Annotated in this window: 10 protein-coding genes and 3 pseudogenes; 8 read left to right on the top strand and 5 right to left on the bottom strand. The window is 62.9% G+C overall.

The genetic code is table 11. The features are described 5' to 3' along the window. Positions 1-226 precede the first annotated feature (226 nt). Both AB4N42_RS11165 and AB4N42_RS11160 read right to left on the bottom strand, forming a co-directional pair. Positions 227-7,060, bottom strand: a complete 6,834-nt coding sequence (locus tag AB4N42_RS11165; protein ID WP_460116181.1) for an Ig-like domain-containing protein — start codon at positions 7,058-7,060, stop codon at positions 227-229. A 28-nt stretch (positions 7,061-7,088) separates the two neighbouring features. Next, positions 7,089-7,274, bottom strand: a pseudogene (locus AB4N42_RS11160) (hypothetical protein); the annotation flags it as partial. On the opposite strand from AB4N42_RS11160, the gene AB4N42_RS11155 reads away from it, so the two are divergent. The 4 genes and pseudogenes from AB4N42_RS11155 (at position 7,191) to AB4N42_RS11140 (ending at position 12,893) form a co-directional block, all read left to right on the top strand. Beyond that, the gene (locus AB4N42_RS11155; protein ID WP_460116431.1) at positions 7,191-7,493 is read left to right on the top strand and encodes a hypothetical protein; all 303 of its coding nucleotides are present in this window, start codon (positions 7,191-7,193) and stop codon (positions 7,491-7,493) included. The pseudogene AB4N42_RS11160 and the gene AB4N42_RS11155 overlap by 84 nt on opposite strands. A gap of 300 nt (positions 7,494-7,793) precedes the next feature. Beyond that, positions 7,794-9,152, top strand: coding sequence for a TolC family outer membrane protein (locus tag AB4N42_RS11150; protein WP_198797189.1), 1,359 nt, complete (start codon positions 7,794-7,796; stop codon positions 9,150-9,152). Positions 9,153-9,171: 19 nt separating this feature from the next. Then, positions 9,172-11,332 (top strand): annotated as a pseudogene (locus tag AB4N42_RS11145) (type I secretion system permease/ATPase). 196 nt (positions 11,333-11,528) lie between these two features. Further along, positions 11,529-12,893, top strand: a complete 1,365-nt coding sequence (locus AB4N42_RS11140; RefSeq protein ID WP_460116180.1) for an HlyD family type I secretion periplasmic adaptor subunit — start codon at positions 11,529-11,531, stop codon at positions 12,891-12,893. A gap of 149 nt (positions 12,894-13,042) precedes the next feature. On the opposite strand, the gene AB4N42_RS11135 is transcribed toward AB4N42_RS11140, so the two are convergent. Both AB4N42_RS11135 and AB4N42_RS11130 read right to left on the bottom strand, forming a co-directional pair. Continuing rightward, entirely contained in the window at positions 13,043-13,639 is a 597-nt protein-coding gene (locus AB4N42_RS11135; RefSeq protein ID WP_460116179.1) for a tRNA-uridine aminocarboxypropyltransferase, read from the bottom strand. Between the two features lie 2 nt (positions 13,640-13,641). Next, positions 13,642-14,536: pseudogene (locus tag AB4N42_RS11130) on the bottom strand (LysR family transcriptional regulator). A 335-nt stretch (positions 14,537-14,871) separates the two neighbouring features. Here AB4N42_RS11130 and speB point away from each other — a divergent pair. From speB to AB4N42_RS11110, 4 genes are all read left to right on the top strand, one after another. Continuing rightward, positions 14,872-15,822, top strand: coding sequence for an agmatinase (speB, locus tag AB4N42_RS11125; protein ID WP_072341466.1), 951 nt, complete (start codon positions 14,872-14,874; stop codon positions 15,820-15,822). A gap of 9 nt (positions 15,823-15,831) precedes the next feature. Further along, complete coding sequence (locus AB4N42_RS11120) at positions 15,832-16,239, top strand: YybH family protein (protein WP_323154372.1); 408 nt, start codon at positions 15,832-15,834, stop codon at positions 16,237-16,239. A gap of 51 nt (positions 16,240-16,290) precedes the next feature. Beyond that, the gene (locus AB4N42_RS11115; protein ID WP_334598811.1) at positions 16,291-17,835 is read left to right on the top strand and encodes a purine-cytosine permease family protein; all 1,545 of its coding nucleotides are present in this window, start codon (positions 16,291-16,293) and stop codon (positions 17,833-17,835) included. A gap of 144 nt (positions 17,836-17,979) precedes the next feature. Then, a complete protein-coding gene (locus AB4N42_RS11110) occupies positions 17,980-19,368 on the top strand; it encodes a sodium:solute symporter family protein (RefSeq protein WP_217860090.1) in 1,389 nt (462 codons plus the stop codon). A 248-nt stretch (positions 19,369-19,616) separates the two neighbouring features. On the opposite strand, the gene AB4N42_RS11105 is transcribed toward AB4N42_RS11110, so the two are convergent. Further along, complete coding sequence (locus AB4N42_RS11105; protein ID WP_256222727.1) at positions 19,617-19,745, bottom strand: PA1414 family protein; 129 nt, start codon at positions 19,743-19,745, stop codon at positions 19,617-19,619. Positions 19,746-19,802: the final 57 nt, after the last annotated feature.

The raw sequence follows: 19,802 nt of genomic DNA, 5'->3' as shown, positions 1-19,802 counted from the left end.
CGCTGGATTACGCTAGCCAGAACAACATGCCCTTCTGCGACGAGGGAGCTTGCTCGCGCTGGGTGACGAAGCCGCCCACAATGGGCCTGACGTGCTCTTCCAGACAGACCGCAGCGGTCGGTTTTACGACTGCTGCGCAGCCGAGCGGGAGCAAGCTCCCTCGCCACAAAAGCAAACCCCGCCCTATCCAGATTGGACATGGCGGGTTTTGTCATTTCAACTCACCTCACACCGTATCCACCTTCAACGAATGATCATTCAACATCCCGTTGATAATCGTCGCCGTGTCCGCCCCGCCAATCATCCCACCCGATCCCGGCGTAACACCGTAATGGCTGGCAAGATCGACGCCGGCCAGGTCGATGGTCTGGTTCGGCGTGGCGTCGGCGGTGGCGCTGACATCGATGCTGGTGATGACCGATGCGCCGGTGCCGGTGACAGTGAAGTGCAGGTAATCGTCCAGGGACGCTGCGCTGCCGTTTTCACCCAATAGCAGTTGGGACAGGTCGAGCTTGTCGAGGCCCGGGGTGAAGTCGGTGATGACGTCGTGGCCGCTGTTGCCCGCCTGCCATTGGAAGGTGTCGGCGCCGCTGCCGCCAGTGAGGATGTTGTTTCCGAGGCCGCCGATCAGGGTGTCATCGCCGCCACCGCCATTGAGCACGTCATGGCCAAGCCCGCCATCGATGCGATTGCCCGCGCTGTTGCCGGTCAGGGTGTCGTTGAAGTTCGAACCGACGAGGTTTTCGATGCTGGTCAGGGTATCCGTCCCGGCCCCCAGGGTATTTTGTGCGGCCAGCAGGCCGAGGTTCACGGTCACGCCTGCGCTGGCATGGGCGTAGCTGGCGGTGTCGCTGCCGGTGCCGCCGTCGAGAAGGTCGTTGCCGCTGCCGCTGTAGAGCAAGTCATTGCCTGCCTCGCCATGCAACGTGTTGTTGCCCGTACCCACGCTGAGGATGTCATTGCCATCACCAGCGTTGAGCACGTTGTCGCCATTGCCGGCCAGCAGCACATCGTCAGCGGCCGTCCCTGTCAGGGTGTGGCCCGCTTGATAGCTGATGTCGACCGCGGCGCTGTCGCTGCCGCCGTGGTTGTCGCTGGCGGTGTAGGTGCCGTGGTAATCCGTCGTGTTGTCCTGGGCGCAGGCGTAGTTGACCGTCATGGTCAGTTGATAATTTTCCGAGCCATTGACGTTACCGTTGCCAGGGTTGGGGATGTTGGTGATGTGGATCTGATAGTTGCCATCCGCCGCGGCAGTGAACGAGGCGCCGTCGTTGATGGCGACGAAAGGCCCGCCGTTCAGGGAATACTCCATGGCGACGCGACCGGCGGCGAGGTTGTGATCCAACGTCAGGGTTTCGCCTTGCTTGAGGCTGATGTTGAGCCGATCTTCATCGTTGGCGTTGTTGTTCGACACCGCCCCCAGCGCGCCACTGACCACCAGCATCGCCGTCATGCTCGCGGCGTTGGCGACGAAGGCACTGCGGTCGAGGTTGATCGATTGGACATTGTTGCCGGTAAAGCTGGCGGTGCCGGTAGTGCCGGTGAAGTCTCCACCCTTGGCGGCCCAGCCCGTATTGAAACCTGTGGGCGTAGCCGTGAGCGGATCGCCATTGGCGTCGCTGTCGTTGCCCAGCAGCAACTCCCCAGGCACCACGATATTGCCCGACAACACGTTGGTGATGACGTTGTCGGCGATCGCCACCGGCGCACTGTTGGGCACGACGTTGATCACCAGGTTTGAACCGGCCAGGTCGCCGTCGTTGTCGCTGACGGTGTAGCCGATGTGCTCGGTGATCAAGGTGCTGGTGGAGGTCTGCGAGGTGTAGCCGAACGCACCGGTGTCGAGATTGACCACCAGGGTGCCGTCATGGTCGGTGGCGATGCTCACGGTGTTGGTCGCGGTGTTGAACGTGCCGTGGTTCGCCCCGCCGCTAGCATTCAGTGCGCCTTGGCCGCCATTGGCGTCCGGGTTGTAGCTGTAGGTCGTTCCATCCACCACCAGGCTTTTGATAAATCCGCCGTCGGCGCCGAACGAACCGCCCTCGCCCAGCAGGTTGCCCGTCACGGGAATGCCCTGGACAGTGCCCGAGAGCACTGAATTGAGCTGGTTCAGGTCGGTGACCACCACCGCGTTGGTGTTGGTGTGGGTGCTGCCGTCATAGGCCAGCGGATCGAGGTGGACGTTACTGACGCCGCTGCCCAGGCCGATGGCGTAGTTCTTGATGCCGTTGGCGTCGAGGAAGGCTTTCCACGCCGCTTCGTCCGCGGTGCCGATTTCGCCCAAGGTCGGCTTGCCGTCCGAGAAGAAATAGCCAACGTTCTGTGCGTAGGTCAGTTGGCCGGAGGTTGCGAACGCCGTCTGCGCCATCGCCACGGCCGCATCGTAATTGGTGTCACCGTGGGCGATCAGAGCGGAAATCAGCGTCTTGGCAGTCGCTACGTCCACCCAGACGGTGCTTTGGTCGGTGGCGCTGCCGCTGAACGTCACGAGCTGGACTTTCACGTCGCCCATGTCGTCGTATTGGTCGAGCAAGGCGTTGATCGCCTGTTTGGCCAGGTCCATGCGCGAGAGACCCGGCACGCCTGAATCGTCTTTCATGCTGCCGGAGACGTCGAGCACGATCAGCAGGTTCGTATCGACTTCCATTGCAGTGACCGAGCGTTCGGACGCGATAGCCTTGGGCACGTCGTCAACGATGCTGACCACCAGGTTGCCGGTGGTGCTGTTGCCCAGGGCGTCAGTGGCCTGATACGTGAAGCTTTCATTCAGTACATTCGGGCCATCGTTGGCATGGGGCGAGGTTGTCGCCGGTGACGTCAGTGTGTAGGTGTAGGAACCGTCGGGGTTGAGCAACAACTGGCCGTGGGCGCCGGTGGCGTCGCCCAGCAGCGTGAACGTCACGGCGCCGGTGGCACCGCTGACCGAGCCCACCAGGGTGCCGCTGGCGGTTTCGCCGGTGGAACCCGGCTCACTGCCGGTCGCGGTACCGGGGGCCAGGTCCTGGCCATCCTGTTTCAGGTCCAGGGCTTTTTCATAGACAGTGACGTCATGATCGGTTTCCGCGACCAGGCAACTGTTGTGCACATCGATGGTGACGGTCGTGGTGCTTTCATCACCGTCGGCGTCGCGCACGGTGTAGGTGAACACATCGGTGGCGCCCGCTTCGCCCACGGAGCCGGGGTTGCTGTGATAGACCGCGTTGCCATTGGCATCCAGGGTCAGGTAGCCATACGTGCCATTGATCTGTGTGTTCAAGCCGCCAGTGACCGGGTTCGACGTGTCGCCGCCGGCCCGCACACCTACCACTGCGCCACCGTCGGCGCCAAGCACGTCGTTGTCCAACACGTTGCCGCTGACCGTCCCACCTTCCACCACCGCAGCGGTATCACAATGAGCCTGGGGCACGTCGTCGACGATGTTGATGACGATGGTGCTGGTGACGGTATTGCCGAGTGAATCCGTGGCCTGATAAGTAAAGCTTTCGCTCACCACGTTCGGCCCGTCGTTGGCGGCGGGCGAAGTGGAGGCCGGCGAGGTCAAGGTGTAGGTGTAGGAGCCGTCGGGATTGAGGAGCAGTTGGCCGTAGGCACCCGTGGCATTGCCGACGAGGGCGAAGGTGACGGCGCCAATGGCGCCGGTGACTGCATCCACGAGGCTGCCCGTGGCGGTTTCGCCGGTGGCGCTCGGGTCGCTGCCGGTAACCGTGCCAGGGGCCAGGTCCTGGCCATCCTGGTTCAGGTCGAGCGCACTTTCGTGCACGCTGACTTCATGATCCGGCGCGGCGACGAAGCAACTGGCGCGCACATCGATGGTGATGGTCGTGGTGCTTTCATCGCCATCGGCGTCGCGCACGGTGTAGGTGAACACGTCGGTGGCGCCCGGTGCGCTGACGGCGTTCGGATTGCTGTGATAGACAGCGTTGCCGTTGGCGTCCAGCGTCAGGTAACCGTAGGCGCCGTTGATCTGCGTGTCGAGGCCGCCGATGGCCGACGTGGACGTATCGCCGCCAGCGCGAACGCCGACCACCGCACCGCTCGCGGCGGGCCCGTCGGCACCGCCCTCGTCGTTGTTCAGCACGTTGCCACTGACGGTGCCACCCTCGTCCACCGAGGCGGAATCCGCGTGGGCCGTGGGCAAGTCATCAACGATGTTCACGTCCAGATTGCCCGTGGCCGTGGTGCCGTTGTCATCGGTGACCACCACCGGGAATTGCTCGCCCAGGCTGTTGGCGCCGTTCGCATTCGGATGGGCTTCGTTGTCGAGCAAGGTGTAGCTGTAGCTGACCACGCCCGTCGCGGCGTTGAAGCCGGTCACGGTCAAAGTGTTGCCCAGCGCGGTGGTGATCGATTGCGGGAAGCCGGCGACCGCTCCTCCGCTGACCACGGTGATGCCGCCGACGCTGAGGGTTTGCACGCCGTCCAGCGCGGTCACGGTGAAGGTGCCGCTTTGGGTCAGTGCCGGAGCGTCCGGGCTGCTGCCGTCGCTGAGGTTTTTCTCCTGCACCGTCAGCTCGCCGCCTTCCGTGTCGAGGCCGCTGATGATCACTGGATCGTCGTTGTTGTGGACTTGCAGCACCAAGTTGGCGGTGCTGGTGTCGCCGTCGGCGTCGGTCAGGGTGTAGGCGAAGGTTTCGCTGCCATTGCCGCCGCCGTGCAGGCTTTTGAAATCGGCGTCGGCGGTGTTCAGCGTGTAGGTGTAGGAACCGTCGGCGTTGAGCACCAGCGTGCCGTAGGTACCGGTGAACGTGCCGGGGGTGATCGGGCCGGACGCCACGTGATCGGCGCCTTGGGTGTCGTTGGTCAGCACACTGCCGGTCAGGGTCAGGTTGCTTTCCGAGGCGGTGCTGGCGTTGCTGTCGTCTACGGCCTTGGGCAGATCATCGACGATGTTCACGTCCAGATTACCGGTGGCGGTGGTGCCGTTGTCGTCGGTGACCACCACCGGGAATTGCTCGCCCAGGCTGTTGGCGCCGTTCGCATTCGGATGGGCTTCGTTGTCCAGCAAGGTGTAGCTGTAGCTGACCACGCCGGTGGCGGCGTTGAAGCCGGTCACGGTCAAAGTGTTGCCCAGCGCCGTGGTGATGGATTGCGGGAAGCCGGCGGTTACGCCACCGCTGACGACGGTGATGCCGCCGACGCTGAGGGTCTGCACGCCGTCCAGCGCGGTCACGGTGAAGGTGCCGTTTTGGGTCAGTGCCGGAGCGTCCGGGCTGCTGCCGTCGCTGAGGTTTTTCTCCTGCAGCGTCAGCTCACCGCCTTCGGTGTCGAGGCCGCTGATGATCACTGGATCGTCGTTGTTGTGGACTTGCAGCACCAGGTTGGCGGTGCTGGTGTCGCCGTCGGCGTCGGTCAGGGTGTAGGCGAAGGTTTCGGTGCCGTTGCCGCCGCCGTGCAGGCCTTTGAAATCGGCGTCGGAGGTATTGAGCGTGTAGGTGTAGGAACCGTCGGCGTTGAGCACCAGCGTGCCGTAGGTACCGGTGAAGGTGCCGGGGGTAATCGGGCCGGACGCCACGTGATCGGCGCCTTGGGTGTCGTTGGTCAGCACACTGCCGGTCAGGGTCAGGTTGCTTTCCGAGGCGGTGCTGGCGTTGCTGTCGTCTACGGCCTTGGGCAGATCATCGACGATGTTCACGTCCAGATTACCGGTGGCGGTGGTGCCGTTGTCGTCGGTGACCACCACCGGGAATTGCTCGCCCAGGCTGTTGGCGCCGTTCGCATTCGGATGGGCTTCGTTGTCCAGCAAGGTGTAGCTGTAGCTGACCACGCCGGTGGCGGCGTTGAAGCCGGTCACGGTCAAAGTGTTGCCCAGCGCCGTGGTGATGGATTGCGGGAAGCCGGCGGTTACGCCACCGCTGACCACGGTGATGCCGCCGACGCTGAGGGTCTGCACGCCGTCCAGCGCGGTCACGGTGAAGGTGCCGCTTTGGGTCAGTGCCGGAGCGTCCGGGCTGCTGCCGTCGCTGAGGTTTTTTTCCTGCACCATCAGCTCGCCGCCTTCGGTGTCGAGGCCGCTGATGATCACTGGATCGTCGTTGTTGTGGACTTGCAGCACCAGGCTGGCGGTGCTGGTGTCGCCGTCGGCGTCGGTCAGGGTGTAGGTGAAGGTTTCGGTGCCGTTGCCGCCGCCGTGCAACGCGACGAATTGCGGATCGCTGGTGTTCAGCGTGTAGGTGTAGGTGCCGTTGGGATTGAGGACCAGGGTCCCATAAGTGCCGGTGAAGGTGCCGCCAATGATCGGCCCGCTGTCGGGGCCGGTGGGAATTCGGTCAGCGCCCTGGTGGTCGTTGGGCAAGACATTGCCCGTGAGCGTGACAAGGGTTTCCGATGCGGTGCTGGCGTGGCTGTCGTCGATCGCCTGGGGCACGTCGTCGGTAATGTTGACGTCCAAGGTTCCGTTGGCGGTGTCGCCATCGGTGTCGACGGCCACCACAGGGAATTGCTCGCTGATGCTGTTGGCACCGCCACCCGCCGGATGGGTTTCGTTGTCGTTCAAGGTGTAGCTGTAGCTGACGACGCCAGTGGCCGGGTCATAGCCTGTGACGGTCAGGGTATTGCCCAAGGGCGAGGTGACGGATTGTGGGAAACCTGCGGGCACGCCGCCGGTAATCACATTGACACCACCGATGCTCAGGCTGCTCAGCCCGTCGGGCGCAGAAACCGTGAACGTACCGCTTTGCACCAGCGCGCCTGGATTGCTGGCGGTACCGTCGGCGAGGTTGGCTTCGTTGGCGGTCAGTTCGCCGCCGTCCACGGTCAGGCCATCCAGGGTGACAGGGTTGTCCGGGGTCTCGGGCGTTACGGGGGGGACGATGCCGTCGTTATTACTATCCGGATCGGCCGCCAATTCCAGCTGGGGAAACTCCGGAATCCCATTGAACCCCGCCGTGGGAAAGCCGATCTGCGGGTCGACTTGTCCACCGACTTCCTCCAGCAACACAAAGCTGTGACCGCCACCCAAGGCTCCCGCCGCGCTTGCGTTGCCGGGCCCCGCCGCGGTGGCTTCGCCCGCCTGGGTCGGGTCGGCGCCGAGCGGCGATGGCTTGCTGCAGCTTTTGCACATCGGTCAGTTGCGCGTCGCTCGGCGCTGCGGTTTCAGGCGTGTCGACATGCGGCGCCTGGTTAGCCAGCAATTGCGGGGTCAGGGTCAGGTCGCTGCCGCGCCCCAACGTCAATTCGTGGCCGTTCTGTAAATGCACGGCCACTGCGCCTTCGGCCCCGGTGACCAAGTGCTCGCCGGCATACAAACGATCACCTTCGACCAATGGGCGTCGCACCCCACCGGCGGCCTCCGCGAAAACCTGCCCTACCACCTTGCTGACGGTACCGATGAGCGCTGCCATGTGCATTCCCTCCGTTGCCAACCCGTGGTCGGCATCTGTCTGGGTGAAGAAGTCACGCTCAAGTCGACCGTCAGAATCTGGAAAATCTGCCAGCTTTCACGGGGCCTGGCGACGCTAGCGCTTCGCCATAACGACAAAAAACCGTCACCCTGAACCGCCCCGTTTTTCAACTTTTTTGCTGTTCTTCACGTCGTTTCAAAATTTGAATGGAACTTTTTATTGACGTCTTAAAACCGTCAGAACCCGTAAATACAAAGGCTCTTGCTCTGAACAATGTGCCGGTTTTTTTTAACGACATAAGTTTTTTTCGAAATAAGCGTTATGAGAAATTCTTCTTAGGTTTTCCACAGGATGTTCTTAGCTGTGTTGTTACAAGGTTGAAACGGTTTTGATCTTTTAAACGTCAATTTTCTGGCGACAACGAAGCACAACAGACCTCAGGAGATACACCCCATGCGCGTTCTTACACCCCTCTGCAGCGCGGTTTTGCTGGCCATGGCCTGTTCTTCTCAGGCGCAGGCGATGTCGTTGACCGAAGCCATACAGAGCACCATCGCGACGCACCCCGAATTGGCGCAACGGGTGGACAGCCGCCTGTCGGCCAATGAAGACGTCAAAGTGGCAAGAGGGGGCTTTTATCCGTCAGTGGATCTGAACGCCGGATATGGTCGCGGCTACAGCGACAACACCAATACCCGGGCGCTGGGCAACCATCACACGAACATCCTGACCTACACCCAGTCGGAGCTGCGCCTGCGGCAGATGATCTTCGACGGATTCAACACCGCCAATGAAGTCGAACGCACCCAGGGCGTGGTCAATTCCCGGGCCTATTACGCCCAGGGCACCGCGCAAGACCTGGCCCTGCGCACCATCGAGGTCTACCTGGAAGTCCTCAAGCGCCGCGAGCTGCTGACCCTGGCCAAGAACAACTTGCAGGCGCACCTGCGGGTCAACGACCAGATCGGCCTGCGCACCGAGCGCGGGGTGGGTAGCACCGCCGACTCCGATCAGTCCAATGCCCGTCGGGCCCTGGCGGAAAACAACTACGACACCGCCCAGGTCGACCTGGCCGACGCCGAGGCGAACTTCTATAGCGTGGTCGGGCGCATGCCCGATGAGTTGGAGACCCCGCCATCCACCAAAGGCGAGATCCCTGCCGAACTGCGCGAAGCCCAGCAAAGCATGGTGGATAACAACCCTTACCTGAAATCGGCCCAGGCCGACATCCAGTCCGCCGAAAGCCAATATGAAGTGGCGAAATCGCCGTTCTACCCGCGCTTCGACGCCGAGGCGGCAGTGGGCGCCAACAACAACATCGGCGGTGAAGAAGGTCACGACAATAATTGGCGGCTGGGCGTGGTGATGAACTACAACCTGTTCCGTGGTGGCAGCGACAAGGCGCGGCTGGCGTCCAACGCGCACCAGATCAACCAGGCCATGGACATCCGCAACAACGCCCTGCGCCAGCTCAACGAAGACACGCGCCTGGCCTGGAACGCCATGCTCAATGCGCGCAAACAGACCCCGACGGCCCGTGAATACGCCGACACCACCGCCCGCGTGCGCTCCGCCTACCAGGATCAATTCGGCCTCGGCCAACGGACCCTGCTCGACCTGCTCGACAGCGAAAACGAGCTGTACAACGCCAACCGTCGCTACACCGAGGTGCGCTACACCGAGGAGTTTTCGATGTACCGGGTGCTGGCGAACATGGGCCTGCTGCTGCACAAGCAACGGATCGTGCTGCCGGCCGATGCGGTCGCGCAGACCGAAGTCAAGAACCAGGCACGGCTGCCGGAACTGAAGTAATCCCGTGGGAGCGACCGACTTGACCAGCATGGAACCCACCACCCCGAGCGCCGACCCGCGCTCGAACTTCGATGATCCCTTGCTGGACGGCTTGTTGATCCTCTGCAAACTCCATGGCGCGACCGTCAGTCGCGCCAGCCTCAGCGCCGGGCTTCCTATGGCGCACCAACGCTTGAGCCTGGACCTGCTGCCGCGCGCAGCGGCCCGGGCCAGTTTGCAGGCGCGGCTGTTGCGTCGCGACCTGGCGGACATCTCGGCGCTGAATCTGCCGGTGATGCTGATCCTCGCCGGGGGCCGCTGCGCAATATTGCGGCGCTGGGGCGAGGACGGTCGCGCGCTGATCCTGCCCAGCGAGGCCGATGGCGGCGAACAATGGGTCAGCCGTGAAGAGCTGACCATCGACTACAGCGGCCAGGCCTTGTTCGCCCGGCCGCGTCACGAACTCGAAGACCTGCGCGCGCCCTTGGTGCCGCGGGTCGAAGCGTGGTTTCGCGACACCTTGAAATTGTCGCGCTGGTTGTACAGCGACGCGATCCTGGCGAGTTTCCTGATCAACCTGCTGGGCTTGATGGTGCCGCTGTTCGTCATGCAGACCTACGACCGCGTTGTGCCAAACCAGGCCACATCAACGCTGTGGGTGCTGGCCGTGGGGCTGCTGATCGGCACCGGTTTCGAACTGGTGCTACGAGTGGTGCGGGCCCATCTGCTGGACACCGCTCGGCAAGAAGACCGACGTGATTCTCTCGGCGACCCTGTTCGAACGCATCACCGGCATGGCGATGAAAGCCAAGCCCGTGACCATCGGCGGCTTTGCCCAGAGCATCCATGACTTCCAGGGTCTGCGAGAATTTCTCACGGCGGTGACACTCACCAGTCTGATCGACCTGCCCTTCGCCCTGCTGATGCTGGTGGTGATCGGCCTGTTGGGTGGATGGCTGGTGGTGATTCCCGTAGTGGCGTTTCCAATCACCATTGTCTTCGCCATGATCATCCAGGCGCGGCTGCGCGACACCGTGCAGAAAAGCCTGGCCCTGGGCGCCCAACGCCAGGCCCTGCTGATCGAAACCCTCGGCGGCCTGGAAACCCTCAAGGCCTGCAGCGCCGAAAGCGAGCGCCAGCATCAGTGGGAAAGCACCCACGGCGCCCTCACCCGCCTCGACAGCCACGCGCGCAACCTTTCGGCGCTGGCGACCAACGGCACGCTGTTCCTCCAACAACTGGCCGGCATGACGACCATTGTCGCGGGGGTCTACAGCATCATCGCCGGCAACCTCAGCGTCGGTGCGCTGGTGGCGACCTACATGCTCGGCAGCCGCGTACTGGCGCCGCTGGGCCAGATCGCCGGGCTGATCACCCGCTACCAGCAGGCCCAGCTCACCATGCGCAGCACCGATGCCCTGATGGCTTTGCCCCAGGAGCGCGATGCCAAGCAGCGGCCCCTTGATCGCACGCAATTGCAAGGCGCGCTGGACGTGAGCGGCGTGACCTTCCACTACAACGGCCAGAACACCCCGGCACTGGCGAACGTCAGTTTTAGCCTCAAGCCGGGTGAACGGATCGGGATCATCGGCCGCAGCGGCTCGGGCAAAAGCACCCTGGCGCGGCTGGTGATGGGTTTCTATGCGCCGGAGGAAGGCCAGTTGCTGCTGGACGGCCTGGACCTGCGGCAACTGGACGTCGCCGACTTGCGCCAACAGATCGGCTACGTCGCCCATGACCTGCCGCTGCTCGCCGGCAGCCTGCGCGACAACCTCACCCTCGGTGCCCGCTACATCAGCGACGCACGCATGCTGGAAGTGGCGGAACTGACCGGTGTCACCGAACTGGCGCGCCAACATCCGCAGGGCTTTGATCGTCCGGTGGGCGAGCGCGGGCAGTTGCTGTCCGGCGGCCAGCGCCAGGCCGTGTTGCTGGCCCGGGCCTTGTTGCTCGACCCGCCGATCCTGCTGCTGGACGAACCCACCAGCGCCATGGACAACAGCAGCGAAGACGTCCTGCGGCAGAAACTTCATACCCACGTACAGGGCAAGACCGTGCTGCTGGTCACCCACCGCACCTCGATGCTCAGCCTGGTGGATCGGCTGGTGGTGCTGGATAACGGCCGGATCGTGGCGGACGGGCCGAAGGATGCGGTGATCGAGGCGTTGCGTAAAGGGCGGGTGGGCTCCGCGGCGGTTTAAATACCAACACATATCCCTTGTGGCGAGGGGATTTATCCCCGCTGGGCTGCGCAGCAGTCCTAAAACCATGTGCCTCGGTGTGCCAGACAGACTGAGGCAACTGTCTTGGGGCCGCTTCGCAGCCCAGCGGGGATAAATCCCCTCGCCACAAAAGCTCGCACCGGATCTATAACAATTAACCAACGGGTACCGCCCCATGTCTGCTCAAACACCCGATTCAGCCGCCCGAAGCTACTTCGGCAGTTTCAGCAAAAGCGCCGAAAGCGAGTTCATGCCGGAAACCGCCGGCGCGACACTGCAGGACTCGCCGCGCCGGTCGCGCGTCACCGTGTGGCTGGCCGCAGGGCTGATTATCAGCGGGCTGGTCTGGGCCAAACTGGCGGTGTTGCAGGAAGTCACCACCGGCGAAGGCAAGGCGATTCCGTCGAGCAAGATCCAGGTGATCCAGAACCTCGAAGGCGGCATCATCACCGAGATTTTCGTGCGCGAAGGCCAGATGGTGAACAAGGGCGACACCCTGCTGCGCCTGGACGACACGCGGTTCCTGTCGAACAAGGGCGAGAGCGAGGCGGATCGTTATGCGTTGATGGCACAGGTCGAACGCTTGTCGGCAGAGGCCGAAGGACGGCCCTTGCAGTTGTCCACCGAAGTGACCGGCAAGGCGCCGCAGGTGGCCGAGGACGAGCGCGCGCTCTATGAGCAACGCCAGCGACGCCTGGCCAGCGAGCAGCGGACGCTGACCGAACAGCTGCGGCAAAAAACCCAGGAACTCGCAGAGTTTCGCTCCAAGCAAGGCCAGTTCAGCTCGGCGCTGGCCTTGCTGCAAGAAGAAATGAACATGTCGGCGCCGCTGGTGCGCACCGGGGCGGTTTCACCCGTCGAAATCCTGCGGCTCAAGCGCAGCGCGGTGGAAATCCGCGGCTCGCTCAACGCCACCACACTGGCGATCCCTCGGGCCGAATCGGCGATCAACGAGATCAAGAGCAAGATCGACGAATCGGAACAGACCTTCCGCTCCGATGCCGCGAAAGACCTCAACGAGAAACGCACCGAGCTGTCAAAAATCACCGCCACGAGCATCGCCATCGACGACCGCGTGACCCGCACCACCGTGGTCTCGCCGGTGCACGGGGTGATCAAGCAGTTGAAGGTCAACACGATCGGCGGCGTGGTCCAGCCTGGCAGCGACATGATCGAGATCGTGCCACTGGAAGACAATTTGCTGATCGAAGCCAAGGTCCGCCCACAGGACGTGGCATTCCTGCATCCAGGCCAGAAAGCCATGGTCAAGTTCAGTGCCTACGACTACACGATCTACGGCGGACTCAGCGCCAAGCTCGAACTGATCGGCGCCGACACCATCACCGATGACAAGGGCAACAGCTTCTATCTGATCCAGGTGCGTACCGACAAGAACCATTTGGGCGGGGATGCGAAACCGTTGCTGATCATCCCGGGGATGGTGGCGACGGTGGATATCATTACTGGGGAGAAAAGTGTGTTGGATTACTTGCTCAAGCCGGTGTTGAAAGCACGGACCGAGGCGATGCGCGAGCGGTAGGCTTTGGCTGGGATCTTCGGTGTCTGGGCTATCGCCATCGCGAGCAAGCTCGCTCCCACATTGGATTTGTGGTGACCACTAACCTTGAGTGCACTGGAGATCAACTGTGGGAGCGAGCTTGCTCGCGATGAGGCCGGCAACCACACCACCTATTCTCCAGCATGATTACGCCGGAACGTCTCCTCTCCCATCGCCGCAATCTGCCCCTCGATCAACGCCTCGAACGGCCTCAGCAACGGCTCGAAGCTCACCGGCGCCTCCAGGACCTGCAACGCCTGGACAATCGCCTCCACCGTCGACAGCGCCCCCGGCCCTGGCGCCTTGCGCAAGCGGTAGCGGGACACGCCACCGTCGGCCAACGTTACCCTCGGCAGTGCCGCCAGCAGCGGATTGAGGTGCAGGATCTTGCGCGCCTTGCGCCAGGTGCCATCGGGCACGACCAACAGCAGCGGCTCATCGGACGCGCCATAGGTCTGGATTGGCTGTGCATCGTCAGCGGGAAACAACAACCGCGCCCGGTAACCCGGTTGGTTGAGCAGCCGGGGCAAGTCCTCGAACACTTCACCCACGATCAACTCGGCATTGTTGAGCCCCAACGCCGCCAGTCGGGCAGTATTCAAGGCATGGTTCACTTCGCTGGGATGCTGCAACAGCAGAACGCGAGTACGACTGTCGAGGCAGGGGGTCAACGGGCACAGGCAATGGCTTTGCGGTCGTTGGCAGCGCGGGCATTGGATTCTGGACATGGTCACGCCTGGTTCAGTTGAGCTTTGAGCAGATCACGGAAGGTCTGGATCAGCGGCTCGCGGCTGCGGCCACGGCGCACGATCATCGAGAACGGCGCCTGATAACCAAACGTCGCTCGGCAACAGCACCCGCAAGTCGCCCTTGTCGACCCAGGCCTGGGCGTAATGCTCGGGCAGGTAACCGATGTAGGCGCCCGACAGTACCAGGATCAACTGCGCCTCCATGCTCTCCACCGTCGCCGCGCTGTGCTTGAAGCCATGACGGGCCAATTCGGCCTGGCTCCAGTAACCGCGCCCGACCATGCGCTGCTGGGTGATGACTTGTTCGGGAATGCGCCGTTCAGTGAACAGCGGATGACGGTTGCTGCAATACAACCAGTGCTGCTCGCGATACAGCGGCATGTAGACCAGCCCGCTCATGCGCGTGGAAAACGCGCCGATGGCCAAGTCCAGGCGGTTGTCCTGGACGCCGAGTTGCAGTTCATAGGGGCTCAGGACCGACAGGTGTAGATGCACCGCCGGATGTTCCTGGCTGTAGGCACCGATGGCTTCGGCGAACGGCAAGGCCTTGTCGCTGACAGTGGAGTCGATCACCCCCAGGTTCAACGTGCCGCGCAGTTCCCCCTTGAGCGCGGCGGCATATTGCTCGAAGCCTTCGAGCTCGCCGAGCAGGCGCAAGGTTTCCTGATGGAACAGTTCACCCTTGCTGGTCAGGCTGAACCCGCCCCGGCCGCGATGACAGAGCACCAGGCCCAGGGCCGATTCGAGCTGGCTCATGTAGGTGCTGATGGCCGACGTGGAAAGGTTGAGTTCGTGCTGGGCGTTGGCGAAGCCCTGGTGCCGGACCACGCTGACGAAAATGCGCAGCAGTTTCAGGTCGGGTAGAGCGTTGGCCATTGGGGTCTCCGAATTACTCAGGGCTTGGTAGCGCTCTTGTGGCGAGGGGATTTATCCCCGCTGGGCTGCGAAGCGGCCCCAAGACAGTCAACTCAATCTGCCTGATACACCGGGATACCAGGGTTTAGGGCCGCTTCGCGCCCCAACGGGGATAAATCCCCTCGCCACAGAGGGCATCATCTGCCCAGGGGATGCGCTGATTGGAAGTCTATCGCCCCGCCCGCCATTAGTTTAGAAAAATCTGAACTAAGTATTTGCCGCCAGCGATTCTTCGCGGCAACGGCTTTTCGCAGAATCGGCCCCTGATAAATAAAACAAACGATGAGGCCCTACCCGTGGACAAGATTCTTCACCAACCACTGGGCGGCAACGAAATGCCGCGCTTCGGCGGCATCGCCACCATGATGCGACTCCCCCATTTGCAAACCGCCGCCGGCCTCGACGCGGCGTTCGTCGGCGTGCCGCTGGACATCGGCACCTCCCTGCGCGCCGGCACCCGTTTCGGCCCCCGCGAGATCCGCGCCGAATCCGTGATGATCCGCCCCTACAACATGGCCACCGGTGCCGCGCCGTTCGACTCCCTGTCGGTGGCGGACATCGGTGACGTGGCGATCAACACCTTCAACCTGCTGGACGCGGTACGGATCATCGAAGAGTCGTATCACAAGATCCTCGAACACAATGTCATCCCGCTGACCCTCGGCGGTGACCACACCATCACCCTGCCGATCCTGCGGGCGATCCACAAGAAACACGGCAAGGTCGGCCTCGTGCACATTGACGCCCATGCCGACGTGAACGACCACATGTTCGGCGAGAAAATCGCCCACGGCACCACCTTCCGCCGCGCCGTGGAGGAAGGCCTGCTCGATTGCGACCGCGTGGTGCAGATCGGCCTGCGCGCCCAGGGCTACACCGCCGAGGATTTCAATTGGAGCCGCAACCAGGGCTTCCGCGTGGTCCAGGCTGAAGAGTGCTGGCACAAATCCCTGGCCCCACTGATGGCTGAAGTGCGTGAAAAAGTCGGCGGCGGCCCGGTGTACCTGAGCTTCGACATCGACGGCATCGACCCGGCCTGGGCGCCGGGCACCGGCACCCCGGAAATCGGTGGATTGACCACTATCCAGGCAATTGAAATCGTCCGTGGCTGCCAGGGCCTCGACCTGGTTGGTTGCGATCTGGTAGAAGTTTCGCCGCCCTACGACACCACCGGCAACACCTCGCTGTTGGGCGCCAACCTGCTGTACGAGATGCTCTGCGTACTGCCCGGCGTGGTTCATCGCTGAGGCGCGGCCATGAACGATCGAGACCAAGTCCTCAAGGCCGCCGCAAAATTGGTGTCGGCCTTCGCCCGCAATGACCGCGACGCCTATTTCGGTGCGTTCACGGTCGATGCGAGTTTCGTGTTCCACACCCTCGAACAGCCCCTGCTGTCCCGCGATGCCTACCAGGCGTTGTGGGATCGCTGGCGGTCCGAGGATGGCTTCGAGGTGTTGAGCTGCACCTCGAGCAACGCCTTCGTCAGCCTGCTAGGGGACGTGGCGATTTTCATCCATGACGTGGCCACTGAGCTGCGCATGCAAGGGGAGCTTCACTTTAGCCAGGAGCGCGAAACCATTGTGTTTCGCCAAGAACAACAAGGCCTATGGCTGGCCTGTCATGAACATTTGTCCGCAATGCCGGAAGGGCTGCCACCCCCTTAGCCAAGCAGGCGACGTTCACGCACGATGAACGCGCCTCGATGATCGGAGCAGATCATGCATAACAATAACGATAAAAGCCTTACGCAGATTGAAACCAACGGGGTCGAGCAGATCCCGGACCATGAACGAACCGCCGGCCCGGGCGATCTGTTTCGACTGATCTTCGGCGGCGCCAACACCTTTGCCACCGCCGTGCTCGGCAGTTTCCCGGTGCTGTTCGGCCTATCCTTCCAGGCCGGGGTCTGGGCGATCGTCCTGGGCGTGTTGGTCGGTTCGATCATCCTCGCGCCGATGGGCCTGTTCGGTCCGCTCAACGGCACCAACAACGCGGTGTCTTCCGGTGCGCATTTCGGTGTGCACGGGCGCATCGTCGGTTCATTCCTGTCGCTGCTGACCGCCATCGCGTTCTTCTCGCTGTCGGTATGGAGCTCGGGCGATGCGCTGATCGGCGGCGCCAAGCGGCTGGTCGGCGTGCCGGAAACCGACCTGAGCCTGGGCCTGGCCTACGGTCTGTTCGCCCTGTTGGTGTTGACGGTGTGCATCTACGGCTTTCGCTTCATGCTGTGGGTCAACCGCATCGCCGTGTGGGCCGCCAGCCTGTTGTTCCTGCTGGGCATCTTCGCCTTTGCACCGAGCTTCGACAGCCAGTTTGCCGGCACGGTCGCCCTCGGCCAGCCGGGCTTCTACGCCGCCTTCATCGGCGCGGCGCTGGTCGCAATGAGCAACCCGATTTCCTTCGGTGCCTTCCTGGGTGACTGGTCGCGCTACATCCCGCGAAACACGCCCAAGCCGCGCATCATGCTGGCGGTGATCGCCGCGCAATTGGCGACGCTGATCCCGTTCCTGTTCGGCCTCGCCACCGCCACCATCGTGGCAATCAAGGCGCCGGACTACATCGCGGCCAACAACTACGTGGGCGGGCTGCTCGCGGTTTCGCCGGGCTGGTTCTTCCTGCCGGTGTGCCTGATTGCGGTGATCGGCGGCATGTCCACCGGCACCACGTCGCTGTATGGCACCGGGCTGGACATGTCCAGCGTGTTCCCACGGCTGCTGTCGCGGGTCAAGGCGACGCTGCTGATCGGCGTGCTGTCGATTGCCTTCATCTTCATCGGTCGCTTCGCGGCGAACCTGGTGCAAAGCGTGTCGACCTTCGCCGTGCTGATCATCACCTGCACCACGCCGTGGATGGTGATCATGATCATCGGCCTGCTGGTGCGCCGTGGCTTCTACTGCCCGGATGACCTGCAGGTGTTCACCCGCGGCGAAACCGGCGGGCGCTACTGGTTCAGCCATGGCTGGAACTGGCGCGGATTGGGCGCGTGGATTCCCAGCGCATTGGTCGGCCTGTGCTTCGTCAACCTGCCTGGGCAATTCGTCGGCCCGCTAGGGGAATTGGCCGGTGGGATCGACATCAGCCTGCCGGTGACCCTGGGGCTGGCGTCGGTGGTGTACCTGGCGTTGCTGGGGCTGTTTCCGGAACCTGCGGCGGTGTATGGGCCGCAGGATCCGCGGAGCAAGGATGCTGTCTCGCCGAGCGCTGGACCTGTGGCGAGGGGATTTATCCCCGCTGGAGCGCGCAGCGGTCCCAAACCCTGACATCTCGGTGTGCCTGATAGATTGAGTTGGCTGTTTTGGGGCTGCTTCGCAGCCCAGCGGGGATAAATCCCCTCGCCACAACTCCATCTGTCCATGGCGCCATCTCGACTTCCTATAAAAAAGACAAATCGGAGACACGCCATCATGGCCTTGGATTTAATCGTCGTTCTCATCTACGCCACCGGCATGATCGCCCTCGGCTGGTACGGCATGCGCCGCGCCAAGACCCGTGACGACTACCTCGTCGCCGGGCGCAACCTCGGCCCGGGCTTCTACCTGGGCACCATGGCCGCCACCGTGCTCGGCGGCGCATCGACCATCGGCACCGTGCGCCTGGGCTATGTCCATGGCATTTCCGGGTTCTGGTTGTGCGGCGCCATCGGCCTGGGCATCGTCGGGCTGAGCCTGTTCCTCGCCAAGCCGTTGCTCAAGCTCAAGATCTACACCGTGACCCAGGTGCTGGAGCGCCGCTACAACCCGGCCGCGCGCCATGCCAGCGCACTGATCATGCTGGTCTACGCGCTGATGATCGGCGCCACGTCGACCATCGCCATAGGCACGGTCATGCAAGTGCTGTTCGGCCTGCCCTTCTGGGTTTCGATCCTGGTGGGCGGCGGCGTAGTGGTGTTGTATTCCACCATCGGCGGCATGTGGTCGCTGACCCTGACCGACATCGTGCAGTTCCTGATCATGACCATCGGCCTGGTGTTCTTGCTGATGCCGATGTCCATCAGTGACGCCGGTGGCTGGGACGCGATGGTGGCGGCCTTGCCGGCGCGCTATTTCGATTTCACCGCGATTGGCTGGGACACCATCGTCACGTACTTCCTGATCTACTTTTTCGGCATCTTCATCGGCCAGGACATCTGGCAGCGGGTGTTCACCGCCCGCAGCGAAGGCGTGGCCAAAGTCGCCGGCACCGCCGCCGGCCTGTACTGCGTGCTCTACGGCCTGGCCGGTGCGCTGATCGGCATGGCGGCCAAGGTGTTGCTGCCGGACCTGGAAAACGTCAACAACGCCTTCGCCAGCGTGGTGCAACACAGCTTGCCCAACGGGATCCGCGGCCTCGTCATCGCCGCTGCCCTCGCGGCGCTGATGTCCACCGCGGCGGCGGGACTGCTGGCGGCCTCCACCACCGTCGTCCAGGATCTCCTGCCGCGTCTGCGCCAAGGTCGTGAAAGCGGTAACGGCGACGTCCATGAAAACCGCATCGCGACCTTGCTGTTGGGCGGGGTTGTCCTGGCGATCGCCCTGGTGGTCAGCGATGTCATCAGCGCCCTGACGCTGGCGTACAACCTGCTGGTGGGCGGCATGCTGATCCCGCTGATCGGTGCCATCTACTGGAAACGCGCGACCACCGCAGGCGCGATCAGCAGCATGTCGCTGGGCTTCGTGACGGCGTTGTTCTTCATGTTCAAGGATGGGCTGGACGCGAACACCCCGATCTATTACAGCCTGAGCGTGGCGTTGGTGAGTTTCGTGCTGGTGAGTTTGCTGTCGCCAAGGTCGAATGTGGTGGCCAAGGCGGCTTGATCGAAACTGAATCGAGCCGAACACACTTGTGGCGAGGGGATTTATCCCCGCAGGGCTGCGAAGCTGCCCTGTTTAAGCCTTTCCTATCTTTCAGAAGATACTCTTGACCCTGTTTGCGACTGCTGCGCAGTCGAGCGGGGATAAATCCCCTCGCCACAGTGTTCGCGCCGCCAATAAAAAGATCGCAGTTCCGGGCCATCTCGATTGAAATGGTCCGGAACTGCGATCTCTCCAAATTCCTGGTGGGTTTACCGGCGGCGCGGCTGGCGGCGACGTTGCTCGTCGTCAGTGCGGATCGGTATCGGCTGCATGGGCGGCTCGATCAGGCCAAGCGCGACACCCAGGTCATGAAGCCAGTTCTGGATTTTCTCTTTCATCGTGGTGCCCCCTCAGGTGGTGCGAGCGGCAGATTTCTGTGGCCCCTTCGCACTGAT

The sequence above is a fragment of the Pseudomonas sp. H2_D02 genome (assembly GCF_054677635.1).
This window is presented reverse-complemented; position numbering and strand designations above follow the sequence as displayed.